This window comes from Clostridium sp. 1001275B_160808_H3 (assembly GCF_015550425.1).
Classification (GTDB): domain Bacteria; phylum Bacillota; class Clostridia; order Clostridiales; family Clostridiaceae; genus Clostridium.
Genome location: NZ_JADNAT010000003.1, coordinates 206,680 through 223,222, shown reverse-complemented (window position 1 = coordinate 223,222; position 16,543 = coordinate 206,680). Strand labels below are relative to the sequence as shown.

Genomic DNA, 16,543 nt, shown 5'->3' with positions numbered 1-16,543 from the left:
TTTATACAAAAAACTTGCGAAACCTTGATATATAAAGATTTTAAAAGAGAAGTAGTGTAAAAAAACTTTACACTAACATATTGTAGAGGAGGAAATGAAAATGAAAAAAAGTATAATTCAAATTAAAGATATAAAAAAATCTTATAAAAATGTAGAAGTTTTAAAAGGAGTAGATTTTGAAGTAGAAGAGGGAGGTATCTTTGCATTACTAGGTTCAAATGGCGCTGGAAAAACAACTATGATTAAAATCATGGCAACTTTACTTAAAGCAGATGCTGGAAGTGTTGTAATTAATGGTTTTGATATTAAAAAAAATCCAGGAGGCATTAGAGCTTCTATTAGTCTTACTGGGCAGTTTGCTGCCATTGATGAAATTTTGACTGGTCGTGAAAATCTTCAAATGATAGCAAAACTTAGACATCTTAAAAATCCAAATGAAGTAGCAGATGAATTAATTAAGAGATTTGGTATGTCAGAGGCAGCAGATCGCAGAGTTGGTACTTACTCTGGAGGTATGAAAAGAAGAATTGATATTGCAATGAGTTTAGTTGGAAATCCAAAGATTATATTCTTAGATGAGCCAACTACAGGCCTAGATCCAGAAGCACGTTTAGAAGTTTGGAAAATTGTAAAAGAGCTAACAGCTTCAGGAACTACAGTATTTTTAACCACTCAATATTTAGAGGAAGCAGAACAACTTGCAGACAAAATTGCTATTCTTCATGGAGGAAAAATCATTGCTTTAGATACACTTGAAGGATTAAAAAAATTATTTCCACCTGCAAAAGTAGAATATGTTGAAAAACAACCTACATTAGAAGAAATATTCCTAACAATTATCGGTAAAAAGGAGGAGAAATAAATGGAGTCTACAAATAAATATTTTTTCAAAGATATGAGTGTTATGTTTGGGCGTTCTATGCGCCATATTTTTAGAAGTATAGATACAATTATTACAGTTTGTATCACACCAATTGCAATGATGTTATTATTTGTTTATGTATTTGGTGGTGCAATTGAGACAGGTACAGAAAATTATGTTAATTACCTACTGCCAGGTATAATGTTAATGGCTATTGGTAGTGGGATTGCATATGTAGCTTATCGTTTGTTTATAGATAAAGAACGTGGTATCTTTGAACGTTTTCACTCAATGCCTATATCTCGCTCTACAGTGTTATGGGGACATGTATTAACCTCATTAATTTCTAATGGAATTTCTGTAGTAGTAATTATACTTGTTGCATTATTAATGGGCTTCCGTTCTTCAGCAGGAATCTTACAATGGTTAGCTGTATTTGGAATCCTTGGGATATTTACACTTGCTTTAACTTGGATTGCTGTAATTGCAGGACTTGCTGCAAAAACACCAGATGGTGCAGGTGCATTTTCTTACCCAATTATCTTTCTACCATTTATAAGTTCTGCCTTTGTGCCAACAGATACTATGCCTTCAGTAGTACGTGTCTTTGCAGAAAATCAACCTGTAACTCCTATAGTAGAAGCTATTCGTAATTTATTAGCAAATAATCCAGTAGAAAATGATATTTGGATTGCTCTTGCTTGGTGCATTGCAATAACAGTTGTTGCTTATATATTTGCAATGAAAGTCTATAAGAAAATATAAATTATGTATTATAATATAATAAACAGACAATCCTACTAAGAATATAATTGAATTTTATCACATTAATTATGAAGTTATGAGGGGTGAATTATATGAGTGAAAATGATGATAAAAAGAAAAACAATTACTACTTTCCACTTTTTACAGGAATGGGACTTGTATTTGGTATGATCTTTGACAAATTAGCAATAGGGTTAAGTTTAGGTGTTGCTATTGGTCTTGTATTGGATAGTAGAAAGAAAAAATAAGTTTAATTTGAATATGAATAGAAAAGTTAAGTTTTTTGATATTGCACAAATTAAAAACTAAAGTGGACAATCAATTGATATCCTCCTAGCAGACAGATTGAATAATAAAATTGTTCAGTAATGGGAGCAGTTCAAATAATGAGAGCTGTTCAAATATGTCCACTTTTAATAACTAGAAAACTAGTAAAAAAGTTACAAAAAATATATAATTGTAATAAAAGGGGTGATATTTTGAGAGAAAATATATTGATAATTGAAGATGATGAAGATATAAGCCAAATATTAATGTTTTCATTAAATAGAGAAGGATATACAGTTAAGATAAATGATAATGGATTAAGAGTAGAAGATGATATACAAACTTTCAAGCCAGATTTAATACTTTTGGATATTATGTTAGGTGATATAGATGGATTTTCTATTTGCAAAGAAATTACAAATTATAAAATACCTATAATTATGCTCACAGCAAGAATTGATATTACAGATAAAATTCTTGGTCTTGAATTAGGTGCAGATGATTATATTACAAAGCCTTTTGATATTAGGGAAGTAATAACAAGAATTAGAGTAGCTTTAAGAAGAAAAAAAGAAATAGCAAATCAAGAAAAACAAGATAATACTAAAAAAGATATTTCTATCGGCAATATCAGTATTTCTGAATACAGTAGAATTGTAAAATGTAACGATGAAGAAATAAAACTTAAGCCAAAGGAATTTGATCTTTTATTATTTTTAACAAAAAACAAAAATAGAGTTTATTCAAGGGATGAGTTATTAAATTTAGTTTGGGGATATGATTTTATTGGAGATGCAAGGACTATAGATGTACATATAACAAGATTACGTCAAAAGCTAAAAAAAGAAGTTAACATAGAAACCATTTTTGGAGTTGGTTATATGTTAAAGGAAAGCAATGCTAACAATAAGACGTAAATATGGAATATTATTAACCATAATCTTCATTGTATCTATAATTATATCCAATATAATATTAAATAAATTTTTTTATAGAAATTTTAAAGAGTATATTACAAATGATATGGAGAAAAATTATGAGGTTTCATTTAGCAGTTTAAATGATTATTTAGCCATAAATAATATTGATAAAAGTGAAATGACAGCAAGTGATTTAAATGATAATGTAATTAACTTTATTTTAAACAGAGTTTATTGCCAAGGAGCATTATATGATTTAAATGGTAATTTATTATTAAAAGGAACGATTGATGAAAACGAATTAGATTTAAATGTATATGGGATATCAGAAGAAACTCTTAATATAGTTAAAGATAATAAGGCTATTATAGATATTGAAAGAAGGTCTAATAGTATTATTGGAAAAGTAAGTTACTTAGTATATGGTAAGAATAAACAAGCTGTAGGGGTTATGATGTTAGCCAACAACTATGAAAAGGAGTATATAAGAAATCAAAATATCAATAAGTTAGTTAATTATATTTTTACTGGACTTTTCTTGATTATATTAATTTCTATATATTTTTTATCATCAAAGATAGTTAATCCTTTAATACTTCTTAAAAATAAAGTTTCAGAAGTAGGAAAAGGTAGTTATCCTTCCAGAATTGATATCACTTCAAATGATGAAGTGGGAATTTTGGTAGATTCTTTTAATTTAATGAGTGAAAAGTTAAGAAGGAAAGATGAACAAGAAAAAAATATATTTAGAAATATAACTCATGAATTAAAGTCACCAATTACTAGCATTTCAGGATATGCACAAATATTAAGTGAAGATAACTTTCAAGATGAGGAATTTAAAGCTCTCGCTATAAAAAGAATTGTTTTTGAGTGTAAAAGAATGAATGAGTTAGTTGGAACACTTTTAGATATTTCAAAGCAAATAAGTGATTTAGAAGATTACTCCTTTGAAAATGTTGATTTAAAATATATTTTAAATGATATAATTCAAGCTAATTTAATAAGTATAAAGGAAAAATCATTACAAATAATTGATGAAACAAATGATATTAGTATAAAAGGTAATAAACAATATTTATATATATTAGTAAATAACTTAGTAGAAAATGCAATAAAGTATTCAAATAATAATAGTAAAATAGTGATTGAATTAAAAAATCTTAACGAACATACGATTTTTTCAATTTTATCAGAAGGAAAGGTTATTCCAATTGAGAAAAAGGAAAGAATATTTGAGCCCTTTGTTAAAGTTGATGATAGTAGGAAAAACAAAAAAAATTCTCATGGATTAGGCTTATATATTTGCAAAAATATCGCAGAAGCACATAATGCAACAATCGAAGTAGAGATAGATGAAAATAAATCTAAATTCATTGTCAAATTTATAAATTTTAATACTTTGGAAACATCTTAATATTATTCCAATAACAACTAAGTATTATACTAAGAATATAAGGTGATTGGAGGGGTTAATATGAAAAAAAAGTATTTAGCATTATTAATTGTTATAGTAACAACAATGATGCCAGTAGGATGTTCAAAGGAAAGTAGTGAAAATGTAGTACTCGGAACAGAAAAAGTTGTTATTGATGATAACACAAAAGACAAGAAAAATGAAGATTTTCAAATTAAAAAGGTGGCAGAAATAGAACTTCCGGATACTGGAGCTATTTATAGAATGCCTTATGTAAAGGAAAATATTATTCAACTTATTTACCAAAACCAAAATGATGTTATTAGAGAAGTAAGTATTGGTAAGTTAGAAAGTGATAATAAAGTAAATTGGACTTATAAAAATGTTGACGGGAAATTATACGCATCTGATTCTTATAATGGAATTTACTCAAATAAGATAAAAAAGGATAACAAAGTGTACACTATTAATAAGGATGGAGAATTAGAAGAATTAGATGTATATACTAAATTAGTTGAAGAGCAAGGTAACTTAATTTATGATGGTCATGATTCCTATAGAAATGGTACTATAGATGTAGTACTCGTTGGAAGTGAGCAAGATCCCAAATCAGTTTTAATAGATATCCAAAATGAAAATTATTATGTTATTCCAAAGGAATTAAGACATAACGATAAAGATGGAGGATTAAGAGAAATATTAGGAATAGAGGGAGATAGAATTTATGTCAACTATCAGTATTTAGAAGGGTATTATTCAGATGATTTCGACCCAACTGAAGAGCATGATACAAAAAATACTATAGGATATATTGAAAATAATAAATTTACTAAGATATTATCAGATTATGATGGTATTGAAATTGATACTAGAGGAGAAATGCTTTATGAAAATGGTAGAATATTATTTTCAGGTTTAGCAGAAGGTAAAAATGGAATTTGGAATTATGATATAGATAATAAGAAGCTTACAAAAATTGTAGATGTAGAAAGTGGTACATTCTTTGAATTTCATATAAGTGAAAATAAAGATAAAGTTATTATAAGTAGTTTGAAACCTGATTTAGAAAAGGATGAAAAACAAAATAATACTTTAAGTATTGCAAATATAAATGATAAATTAGAAATTACAAACATAACTAATATAGTTACTAATACAGAAGAAAGACATCATAAAATATTTGAAGGTTGGGAAAGTGATGGAAAAACATTTTATATAAGATCAATTGTAGCTGATGAAAATTATAATGCAACTAATAAATTAGAGGTTTATAATATAATAGAATAAAAGTAATTAGATACAAACATCTACAATACTAAATAGTATAATTTTTACTTAAATAAAGTGTTATAAAAAATGTGTAAACTAAATAAAGTCAAATAAGCTCCTTATTGGCAATAATTTATAAAATAGATTATTACCAATAAGGAATTTTTCTATTAAAATATAAAATTGTTTTAGTATTATAGATTGTTTTAAATGCTATAAATTGTTTTAATATATACGTGAAAAATCAAATTATAATATATCTAAGCACATTTAAGAAAAAAAACTTGTATTATAATGAAAAAAGTGTAATATATAATGTAGATTTAATATTCAACAAAAAAATACTTTTAATTTAGTTCAGAGAGACTAAGAAGGGAGATAATAATATGAAAAAAAATTCTGAAAATGAAGTATTAATGGTAGATGTCAACGAAAAAGTTCCAATGGGGAGGGCAATTCCATTAAGCATACAACATCTATTTGCAATGTTTGGTTCATCTGTTTTAGTTCCTATCTTATTTAAAATTGATCCCACAACAGTATTGTTTTTCAACGGAATAGGTACTTTGCTTTATGCAATAATAACAAAGAAAAGTATACCAGCCTATTTAGGATCAAGTTTTGCCTTTTTAGCACCAACATTTTTATTATTTAGTGAAGGGTATAGTTTTCAAACTGTACAAGGAGGCTTTGTAGCTTCAGGACTTGTTTTTTCAATAGTAGCAATTATTGTAGGTTATACAGGGACAGGCTGGATTAATAAATTATTTCCACCAGCAGCAATGGGTGCAATAGTTACAATAATAGGATTAGAACTTGCTAGTACAGCAGCTGATATGGCAGGTTTTCCAGTTGGAGGATCAAACTCACCTGAACTTAATACAACTTGGGTTATAGTATCAATGGTTACTCTTGGAACAGTTATATTAAGTAATGTATTATTAAGAGGTTTCTTAAAGGTAATACCTATTTTAATAGGAGTTGTTGTTGGTTATATAACAGCTTGCTTTATAGGACTTGTAGATTTTAATTCAATAAGTAATGCAGCTTTCTTTACAGTACCACAATTTAGGATAGCTAAATTTGATATGACAGCTATATTAACTATAGTTCCTGCCACTTTTGTAGTAATAGCAGAGCACATAGGACACTTAAAGGTTACTAGTAGCATAGTAGGAAAAGATTTATCAAAAAATCCAGGACTTCATAGATCACTTTTAGGAGATGGATTATCAACTATGATTTCAGGTATGTTTGGATCAGTTCCAACTACTACTTATGGTGAAAACATAGGAGTTATGGCATTAACAAAAGTATACAGTGTATATGTAATATGTGGTGCAGGAATAATATCAATTATATTAGGATTTTCAGGTAAGCTTTCAGCTATTATTAATACAATACCAACTCCAGTAGTAGGTGGCGTTAGTCTATTATTATTTGGATCTATAGCAACATCAGGACTTAGAACTTTTATAGAGGAAAAAGTAGACTTTTCAAAATCAAGAAATTTAATACTTACATCAGTTATATTTATGATAGGATTAAGTGGTATAAAACTAAGCATAGGCGTTATAGAGTTAAAAGGAATGGGACTAGCAGCTGTAGTTGGAATTGCTTTAAACTTAACATTCCTTATATTTGATAAACTAGGAATTATGAATGAAGAACCTTAAATAGATATATTTAGAGAAAATTATATAAATAATAATGAGTTTAGTAAAGCTATGTGAAACTGTGATGGTTGAGCATAGCTTTTTTAGTTAAATTGCTAGCTAAAAATGAATATTATTTTTTACATAGAAAGAATTCTTAAAGATATTTGAACTAATGAAAATATTTAAGAGTGGGTAAGTGATGTTTTTGATAAAATTGCAAGGCAGAGAATAATACAAGTAATAAAATAATTAACAATAAAGCGTGTAAATTATACTTATACGCTTTATTGTTAATTCTAAGAACTAATGTTATGGTTACTTTAATTACATTAAACTTAATATAAATTAAAAATACTTTTTCAAATCCTCAATAGTATCAATATCAAATATATCAGTAGCAATATTTTCTATTATATTTTCAGGTAAAGATTTGATTTTTTCTATATATTCGTCAGGTAAGGACTTAAATTTTTTTGAAAGCAATTTAATCAAAATTTCTGTCTTACCTTGAAGCTTACCTTCAATTTTACCTTCGATTTTACCATCTTCTTTTAATTTTTCTAATCCCTTTGAAATATTAGAAGTCATATTAAGAACCTCCTGTCTATCAGCATTAAATATTTTTTCAATATTATCTTTAAAATTATTTTCTTCTGTATTTATATTAACTAGCCAGTGCTTAAGATGCATTTTTTCTTCTATAGATAAGTTATTAAATCCAATTATAATATCTTTAAGTCGATTATAAAACTCAATTCTATTTATATTTTGATCCAGCAAAAATATAGCAGAAGAAATATTTTGTTTATTGTAAAGTTCTTCTTTTTCATAGCTATTAATATCAATAAATTCATATTTAAAATTTAATATATTATCTCCAAAAACATCACTATTACTTATAACATGCTTTAATTCTTTAGCAGCTGTCCACTTCTTCTTGCCATTATAAAGAACAATAGGAACTATAGAAGGCTATGTCAGATTCTTGTTCTTCATAATCAGATAATATATATGACTTATTAACTAATACAAGATTATCCTTGGTTAATTTATTCCCCCAAGTATTACTAACAAAACTCTGTATTAAGTTTAAAAAGGTCTCTTTGTTAGAAAACAGATCTTTATAACTTTTGTCGTGGATGTTGACCCTATTAATTTCATTCATCGTACACCTCTATTTTATCATCTGATATAGATATTTGAAATAATTCTAGTTATAATTATTGATATAAAGGAGAACAAACATTCTTATAATACATTATTTTTATAAAATATTTAAAATAATATACTATTAAACAATATACTCGTAAATGATATAAACAATAAATAAAAATAATCAAAATTCAAAAATATTAATAAATAAAAAAATTTTATAGAAATAAAATGTAAAATAAATTTAGTTTTTATATATTGTAACAATAAGAAGTTTTTAAAATACAAGTTCCTATGTAGTATTTGTCTTAGCTTTAAGTAAAAGAATTGGATTGGCTAATATACATATGCTAACTTTTTTATGTTATATTATTAATATATCTATAAGATAGGTAGGTGATTAAAATTAAAAAACTTTATAATTACAATAAAATAACTTTAGATGAGTTAGCGAATATATATAAAATAGAAAATTATAGTGAATTAAAAGATATTGTTTTAGAGTTAATTAAAGAGGGAAAAATTAAGATAATAAAGTCTAGTGGAACTAATGGCAAAAAGCCAGCTTTATATAATAAATATACTGTAATAAAAGAAAAAGAAGATAATAGTATTTATTTTGAAGAACTAAATTATACGATAATACCAGAAATTGATACATCTTATTTTAAAAATAATATAGAAAAGTATAAAGAAAATAGAAAGTATATTTTAAAACTAAATGAATTTTTACTAAATAATAAAGAAGATTTAAATAATAGGATTTCACAAAAGGAAAGATCTTTTCAAATCTGGCAGGAGGAAAAGTATTTACAAAACAAAGGTAGAGCACTTCTAAAAAAACTTGATATTAGTATAGATAAATTAAACTTCTATGAAACTAATGAGCCATTAGCATACTATTCAATTGGAAATAATGTACCTCATAATATTCTTATAATAGAGAACATGGATACCTTTTATACCTTTAGAAAGCATCTTATGAATAATTCTAATAATTTTTTTGGTATTAATATTGAAACTGTTATTTATGGCAAAGGTAAAGGAATAGAGAAATCTATAAAGGATTTTGATATTGTTGTAGATGAAAAGGTATCAAATATTAGAAATACAATATATTATCTTGGAGATTTAGATTTTGAAGGAATAATAATATATGAAAACTTAGAACTAGCTGTAAGAGAAAAATATTGTATAAAGCCTTTTGTTGAAGGATATAAAAAGATGATAGATAAAGCATTAGAAAATAATTATGAATTGCAACCTACAAAAGAAAATCAAAATAAGAATATCAAAGATATATTTCTAAATAATTTTGATGATGATAATAAAAAGAAAATTTTAAATATATTAAACAATAACCTATACATACCTCAGGAGATTTTAAATATAGGAGATTTACAAGATGGTATTTGATTACTTAAATAATTTTAACCTTAGAATGAAAAAGATAGGATATTATTCATTACTTTTAAGAAGTAGTGTTATGAAAAACAACTGGCAAAAGTACGGCTTTGATGATTATGATGAAAGAGAAAATTTAATTTTTACAATTTTATTATACATAATGGAGCAATCCTTAAAAGAAGAAATATGTACTTTAGATGATATAGCAATCTTTATAGATGAAATTGATAATTTATATTTTAAGAAAAAGCTTACATATGAAGAAGAGAAAGATTTAGCAGAATTTATAATAAATAGTGTTATATGTAATGATGGAAATGTTAGATATTATAATGGTTTTAATTATGAAAAGGGTAAATACGAAGAAATTAATATCAATTATATTTCGACAAAAATAATTGATTTAGATGGAGTCCGTAGAGTTAATTATTCAGTTACTGAAGAAGGTTATAATATGCTTCTTGGAACTTTAGAAATTGAAGAAAATTTAAAAATAAGTATTCAAGAAATGATATTTAAATTGCATTTAGGTAAAGCAGAATATAATAAGGCGGTCAATGATATAAAGAGTATATTTAATCTTTTTAGAATTAGAGTTCAAAGGATGGAAGAGGATATTCAAAAAATAAAAGATAATCCCTTAAGTTATTCAAATTCAGATTATGAAAAAGTAACAAAGGGTAATTTAGAATTAATGCAAGAAAGTAAAGAAAAGTACAAGTTGCATAAAGAAGTAGTTGAAAGTAGAATTAAAGAATTTTTAGAGAAAGAAATTAATTTAAGAGAATTAACAGATCAAGAAGAAAAGAATCTTGAAAGCTTAAGAACTATAAAGAAATATCTAAGTAAAACAATAGATGAAGATCAGAGAATACTTAAAAAGCATTTTGAGCTTAAAGAAATCTATTCAAAGGAATTAGAAGATATATCTAAGATATCTATAATAAAGAGGTTTAATTTAAATAATGAGGTATATGAAAAAATACTTAATGATATAAACAAACTTAATAACATTGAGGTGTTTTTAAGACCTTTATTTAGAAACAATATAAATAAAACATATAATATAAATAAGGCTCTTTCATATCAATCAGCAATAAGAAAAACAAAAGAAGATAATGATATTGAAATTTTAGGTCTTGATGAAAATGACATTGAAAAAGAAAGAGAAAGAAGAAAGCTTGAAAAATTAGAAAAATATAAAAATGTAATAAGAATAATATTAGAAAAAGCAAATATAAATCAAGAACTTTATTTATCAGATTTAAATAACTTAATAGATTCTAATGAAGATATCAAAAAAATACTTATTCCAACAGTAGAGATATTTAGAGAAGTACTTATTGAATTTTTAAAAATAAGAGAAATAGATATACGCTTAATTTCAGAAGAAAGAAAAAATAGTACCGAAATGGGAGAGTTAGATTTTCAACTTAACAAATCTATTATTGAAGTAATTGAAAATGATAAAAGTTTTTCAAATATAAAGAAAATACATATATCAAAAGCGCTAGATAAAGATGACTTAAAAATAAAATCTGTTGTTAATGAGCTTGGAGAGATTAAGAACTTTGTTTGCTCAGAAGTTTACTTTAAAATAAATTAAAGGAGCATTTTACATGTCATATGAAATAAATAATATAAAGATTGCTAATAAAATATTTTATGAATTGTTAAAAAAGGGTGAAATAAAAGAAGACGAAAATGAAGAGTTATATAGGGCTTATTCAGAAAATGAAGATATAATGAATTTAGTTAAGACCCAAGGTGAAGAATGTGAATGTGATATAGAAAAATATATGGGTGTAATATACTTAATTCCAAAGGAAGAAAATGATTTTTTAGGTTATTCTAAAAAAGATTTAAAATCTGAGCTATGTAAATCAGGAGCTACAGATAAAGATTACTATTTATCTCAATTTGTTATTTTAACTTTATTAGTTCAATTCTACAATTCTAATGGGTATTCAAGCCTTAGCAAAAATTTCATAAAAATAGGTGAGTTTATAAACATACTTGAGTCCAAGCTAAAAGAAGGAGCTTCTAGATCAAAAGAAGAGGAAGATAATGGTGGAATAGCTTTTTCAAATATACTAGAAAAATACCAAGCTTTAAAAGTTACAGAAAAACAATCAGCAGCCAAAACAACTAAAGAAGGATTTATAAGAGGTATATTAGACTTTTTAGATAAACAAGGACTAATTTATTATATTAAAGATGATGATATGATAAAAACCACAAAAAAACTTGATAATTTTATGGATTGGAATTTACTTAATAGAAATAATTACTATAGAGTTTTAAAAGCTTTGGGGGAAGAGGTAAATGAGTAAAATAAATAATTTAAGATTTATAAACGTCAATTATAATAACAATAATATGATTATAGATGATGAAATATTTTATTTAGGTGGGAAAAATACATTATTAAACCTAAGAAATGGTGGAGGAAAATCAGTTTTAGTTCAAATGACTATGGCTCCATTTATGGGAAAAAGAAATAGAAGTATTGGAGATAGATCTTTTGATACATATTTTACAACAACTAATCCCACATACATATTAATTGAATGGCTTTTAGATGATAATGCAGGATATCTTCTTACAGGAATGATGGTAAGAAAAAGACAAATTGCTTCTGATGAAGATTCAAAAGATAAGTTAGAAATAATAAATTTTACACACGAATATAAAACAAAGAATAAATATGATATAAAGAGCTTCCCTTTTATAGAAATTCAAGATAGTAAACGTAAATTAAAAACCTTCACAAGTAGCAAAAATCTTTTTGAAGAATTAAAGAAGAGTGATAAATATAAGTTTAATTATTATGATATGAATACACAAGGGAAAAGATATTTTGATAAGCTTAGAGAATATAAAATAGATAATAAAGAGTGGGAAAACATAATAAGAAAAATAAACTTAAAAGAGTCTGGATTATCAGAACTTTTTAATAGTTCTAAAAATGAAAGTGGTCTTTTAAAGGAATGGTTTATTCCAGCTATCGAAGATAAATTAAATAAAGATGAAGACAGAATAAAGAAATATAATGATTTAATTTATAGTTATATAAAGCAATATAAAGGAAATAAAGATAAATTTGATATAAAGAAAAATATAGAAAGCTTTATAGAGTTATCAAAAGGAATAGAAGATAAGGCAAATAATTATAAAAGTTCTTTAGATTATAAAGAAGATATAGAAAATAACATAGCAAATTTAATAAGAAAACTAGAAGATGAATATAAGATAAATGAAGAAAGCTTAGAATTATTAGATTTAAAAGAAGTAAATTTAAAAGAAGCCTTAGATAGACTTGTTTATGAGGAAATATCAAGAGAAATTTATTTAAAAGAAGAAGAAAAACATGAAAAAGATAAACTGTTAAATGAGAAGAAAGAATATTTAAATGAGGAAGAAGAAAAATTATCTTTATTAAAAAGAAAGAAAAAGATATTAGATTGTGCAAAACTTTATATAGATTATACAGAAGCATCTCAAGAAACTCAAGGTATAGAAAATGAACTTGAAGCTTTAAATAAAACTAATGATGAAAAGAAGCCTAGAATAAATGATTTAGGTTATAGTATAAGACAAATATTAGATGAAGAAGAAAAACATAATGAAGAAGATTTATCAATCTATGAGTATGATAAGGAAAATTTAGAAAAAGAAGAAGAAAACCTTGAAAAGTCTATAAAATTTTTAAATAATGATTTAAATGCTTTAAATTTTAAAGTTGCTGCTTTAGAAGAAAGAATTAAAATCTATAATGAGCATGAGGATAAGTATAATAAAAGCTATAAATTTAATATTAGTAGAAATATTGAAGGATATTATAAGGAAGAAGATTTATTATCTTTTGAGGAAAATATAATAAAAGAAATTGATAAAAACTCTAAGGATATTAAAGGAAATACTCAAAAAATAATAGATACAGAAGATAACATAAAAGCTATAGAAAATGAAAAAGAAACTATTTTAATAAAAGAAAATGAAGTATCTATAAATTTGAAAAATAATAAAGCTTTACTACAAAGCTTAGAAGATAAAATAAAGAAAAGAAAAGATATTATAAAGCTTATAGATTTTAGTGAAAATAAATTATTTAATACAAAAGAAATAATAGAAGCTTTTAATAAAAAGATAGATGAGTTAAAAATACATGAAAAGAATAATACTAAAAAATTAGAAGACTTAAATAAAGAGTTAGAAAGATTAGAAAGCGGAAAAGTATTAGAACTTCCCACTGAAATAGAAAGGGCATTTAATAAAAAAGGAATAAACATTGTATATGGAATGCAGTGGTTAAAAAACAATGGTTATAGCGAAGAAAAAAATAAAAACTTAGTTGAAAAAAATACTTTCATCCCATACTCATTAATAATGGATGATAAGGATATAGAAGTATTAAAAAATGAAAGTTTAGAAGTTTTCACTAATTTCCCTATTCCAATAATAAGGAGAAAATCTTTAGAAGATGAAATAAAATCTAATAAATCTCTTATAGATATTGAAAATATAAGTTTTTATATTGATTTTAATATAGGTCTTTTAGATGAAGTACAATTAAAGGAATTAATAAATAATCTTAAAATAAAAATAGAAAATATAAATAAAACAATTAATAATATTCAAGAAGAAATTAATTTATATACAAAAAAGAAAAATGAAATTGAATATTCCAATTTAGATGAAAATGAATATATAAAACTTAAAGAAAAAATAACTTTAGATGAAGAAGATCATAAAAACATTATATCTAAGAAAAATGAAATTCAAGAAGCTTTAATAAATTTGAAATCCCTTAAAGAAAAGTTAGATAAAAAAATAAATACAGTAAAAAGAGATTTTGAAGTTTTAAATTCAAAATACAATGACTTTATAAATCTTAAAGAAGAATATAACAAATATGTAGAAAATAAAAGAGAAATTGAAGCTTCAAATGAGCTAATAAATCAAAAAATATCTAATATACTGAAGGAAGAAAAAGCTTTAAAAGATATAAAACGCAGCATAAGTGATAAAATCCCTGTGATTCAGAACTTGAAAAATACAATAAAAGAAATTAAAAACGAAAAAATATCTTATGAAGAATATAAAGAGGGAAATAGAATTATTAAAGATAAAGAAGACTTAGTTTCAGAATTTAAGGCTTTAATTAAAAATATAAGTGAAAATGAAAAGAATTTAAAAGAAAGATTGAATATAGTAAAGCAAAGATACAGCAAGATAGAAAATGAACTAACAGAAAAAGCAAAGCATTACAAGATAAACGATAATGAATATATGAATGAAACTTATAGTTTTGAAAAAGAACAAGAGCTAGATAATAATGAAAAGCATAAAGAAATAAAAATAAAAGAAATTTCAAAGGAAATAAGCCAGTTAGAAGGAGATATTAAAGTTTTAAATAACAATATCGAATTACTTTATACAGATTTAAAGAAGAAATTAAATGAAGAAGCTCCTTTAAATAAAAATGAAGTTTTTGAAAGAGACTTTGAATTAGAAAAAGCCAAAATAGCTAATGAAACTAAAAGATTAAAAGAAGATAAAAACATTATTATAAAAAATATAAGAATTTTAGAGCGTAATAAGAGTTCTTTAGCAAGTTATACAAATCTTAAAATTAATAAAGAAATAGATATAAAAATAGATTTTAAAACCTTAGACGAAGATAGAGGAAAGTTAGAAAGAGATTTAAGAAATATAAAAGACGAAATAGATAAAAAAAGTAGAAACTTAACTTCTAAAATAAATGATATAGAAAATATAGAGGAATTTAGAGAAGGAAATATGTTTAAAGATCCTTTAAACACAATGAAAAAATTAGTTGATAATCCTTTAGATTTTCTAGAATACTTAAATATGCTTGTACAATCTTATAACATACAATTACAAAAGCTTAGCACAGATATAGCGATAATTGGAGAAGAAGAAAAGAACTTATTAATAAGCATTCTTGAGTATATTGAAGATATCCATAATAATATAAAGATGATAGACGAAAATTCATCAATACATATAGATGGAAAACGAAGAAAAATGCTAGAAATAATAGCAGATGACTTTGATGAAAATAAAGAATTATATAAAATAAGACTAAAAGACTATATAGAATCAATAAGAGATAGTGGACTTAAAATTTTAGAAGAAAATAAAAATATAGAAGAATTTATAAGCAAGAACATAACAACAATTAAATTATATGATGAAGTTGTAAAGATTGATTCTATAATAATAAAACTATATAAAGTAGAAGAAAATAAACAAATAAAAATAAGCTGGAGTGAAGTTGCTAAAAACTCAGGGGGAGAAGGTTTCCTTTCAGCCTTTGTAATACTTTCTAGTCTTTTATCTTATACAAGAAAAGATGAAAGTGATATATTTAGTAATAATGAAGGTGGAAAAGTATTAATTATGGATAATCCATTTGCTCAAACAAATGCTGTACACCTTTTAAAGCCTCTTATGGATATAGCTAAAAAATCAAATACTCAGTTAATTTGTCTATCAGGATTAGGTGGAGATTCTATATACGGAAGATTTGAAAATATATATGTTTTAAATCTAATAAAATCAAGTTTAAACATAAGCAAATCCTATCTAAAAGGAGAACATAAAAAAGGAGCAGAAGATGCAGAAAAAGAAAGCCTAATAGCAGCGAGATTTGATATAGAAGAAGTAGATCAAGTTAGATTATTCTAAAATTCAATAATTATAGGTGTCTATTAATTTTAGTAGGCACTTTTTTATTTAATTAATATTATGTTTATTAATAAGAAATTTATATTTAATACAACCTTGATTTGTAAATGTT

At 24.7% G+C, this 16,543-nt stretch carries 12 protein-coding genes; 11 read left to right on the top strand and 1 reads right to left on the bottom strand.

Going from position 1 to position 16,543, the window contains the following annotated elements:
* The first annotated feature begins 100 nt into the window (after positions 1-100).
* From I2A75_RS04070 to uraA, 7 genes are all read left to right on the top strand, one after another.
* Entirely contained in the window at positions 101-862 is a 762-nt protein-coding gene (locus tag I2A75_RS04070) for an ATP-binding cassette domain-containing protein (RefSeq protein ID WP_195263196.1), read from the top strand.
* A complete protein-coding gene (locus I2A75_RS04065; RefSeq protein ID WP_195263195.1) occupies positions 863-1,627 on the top strand; it encodes an ABC transporter permease in 765 nt (254 codons plus the stop codon).
* 92 nt (positions 1,628-1,719) lie between these two features.
* Positions 1,720-1,875, top strand: coding sequence for a hypothetical protein (locus tag I2A75_RS04060; protein ID WP_195263194.1), 156 nt, complete (start codon positions 1,720-1,722; stop codon positions 1,873-1,875).
* Between the two features lie 231 nt (positions 1,876-2,106).
* A complete protein-coding gene (locus I2A75_RS04055; RefSeq protein ID WP_195263193.1) occupies positions 2,107-2,811 on the top strand; it encodes a response regulator transcription factor in 705 nt (234 codons plus the stop codon).
* A gap of 106 nt (positions 2,812-2,917) precedes the next feature.
* Positions 2,918-4,231, top strand: coding sequence for a HAMP domain-containing sensor histidine kinase (locus I2A75_RS04050; protein ID WP_195263192.1), 1,314 nt, complete (start codon positions 2,918-2,920; stop codon positions 4,229-4,231).
* A 60-nt stretch (positions 4,232-4,291) separates the two neighbouring features.
* Positions 4,292-5,518: a hypothetical protein gene (locus I2A75_RS04045; protein WP_195263191.1), complete on the top strand. Its 1,227-nt coding sequence runs from the start codon at positions 4,292-4,294 to the stop codon at positions 5,516-5,518.
* Between the two features lie 368 nt (positions 5,519-5,886).
* Positions 5,887-7,176 carry a uracil permease gene (uraA, locus tag I2A75_RS04040; RefSeq protein ID WP_195263190.1) on the top strand — a complete coding sequence of 430 codons (1,290 nt, stop codon included), beginning with the start codon at positions 5,887-5,889 and terminating at the stop codon, positions 7,174-7,176.
* Between the two features lie 327 nt (positions 7,177-7,503).
* Here uraA and I2A75_RS17935 read toward each other — a convergent pair whose 3' ends face one another.
* Complete coding sequence (locus I2A75_RS17935; protein WP_347707751.1) at positions 7,504-8,115, bottom strand: DUF4351 domain-containing protein; 612 nt, start codon at positions 8,113-8,115, stop codon at positions 7,504-7,506.
* Positions 8,116-8,706: 591 nt separating this feature from the next.
* Between I2A75_RS17935 and I2A75_RS18170 the strand changes: the two genes are divergently transcribed.
* The 4 genes from I2A75_RS18170 to I2A75_RS04015 are packed head-to-tail and all read left to right on the top strand — an operon-like array spanning position 8,707 to position 16,431.
* Complete coding sequence (locus I2A75_RS18170; RefSeq protein ID WP_347707750.1) at positions 8,707-9,726, top strand: Wadjet anti-phage system protein JetD domain-containing protein; 1,020 nt, start codon at positions 8,707-8,709, stop codon at positions 9,724-9,726.
* A complete protein-coding gene (locus I2A75_RS04025; RefSeq protein WP_195263189.1) occupies positions 9,716-11,323 on the top strand; it encodes a hypothetical protein in 1,608 nt (535 codons plus the stop codon). Before I2A75_RS18170 ends, I2A75_RS04025 begins: the two co-directional genes overlap by 11 nt.
* Before the next feature lie 13 nt (positions 11,324-11,336).
* Entirely contained in the window at positions 11,337-12,050 is a 714-nt protein-coding gene (locus I2A75_RS04020; protein WP_195263188.1) for a DUF6063 family protein, read from the top strand.
* On the top strand, positions 12,043-16,431 hold the full coding sequence (locus I2A75_RS04015) for a hypothetical protein (protein WP_195263187.1): 4,389 nt from the start codon (positions 12,043-12,045) through the stop codon (positions 16,429-16,431). Before I2A75_RS04020 ends, I2A75_RS04015 begins: the two co-directional genes overlap by 8 nt.
* Positions 16,432-16,543: the final 112 nt, after the last annotated feature.

What these genes read in the sequence shown, in the direction of transcription:
- I2A75_RS04065 (WP_195263195.1), top strand. Translation starts at nt 863, where the DNA reads ATGGAGTCTACAAATAAATATTTTTTCAAAGATATGAGTGTTATGTTT.
- I2A75_RS04025 (WP_195263189.1), top strand. Translation starts at nt 9,716, where the DNA reads ATGGTATTTGATTACTTAAATAATTTTAACCTTAGAATGAAAAAGATA.
- I2A75_RS04045 (WP_195263191.1), top strand. Translation starts at nt 4,292, where the DNA reads ATGAAAAAAAAGTATTTAGCATTATTAATTGTTATAGTAACAACAATG.
- I2A75_RS04070 (WP_195263196.1), top strand. Translation starts at nt 101, where the DNA reads ATGAAAAAAAGTATAATTCAAATTAAAGATATAAAAAAATCTTATAAA.
- I2A75_RS04060 (WP_195263194.1), top strand. Translation starts at nt 1,720, where the DNA reads ATGAGTGAAAATGATGATAAAAAGAAAAACAATTACTACTTTCCACTT.
- uraA (WP_195263190.1), top strand. Translation starts at nt 5,887, where the DNA reads ATGAAAAAAAATTCTGAAAATGAAGTATTAATGGTAGATGTCAACGAA.
- I2A75_RS04015 (WP_195263187.1), top strand. Translation starts at nt 12,043, where the DNA reads ATGAGTAAAATAAATAATTTAAGATTTATAAACGTCAATTATAATAAC.
- I2A75_RS04020 (WP_195263188.1), top strand. Translation starts at nt 11,337, where the DNA reads ATGTCATATGAAATAAATAATATAAAGATTGCTAATAAAATATTTTAT.
- I2A75_RS04050 (WP_195263192.1), top strand. Translation starts at nt 2,918, where the DNA reads ATGGAGAAAAATTATGAGGTTTCATTTAGCAGTTTAAATGATTATTTA.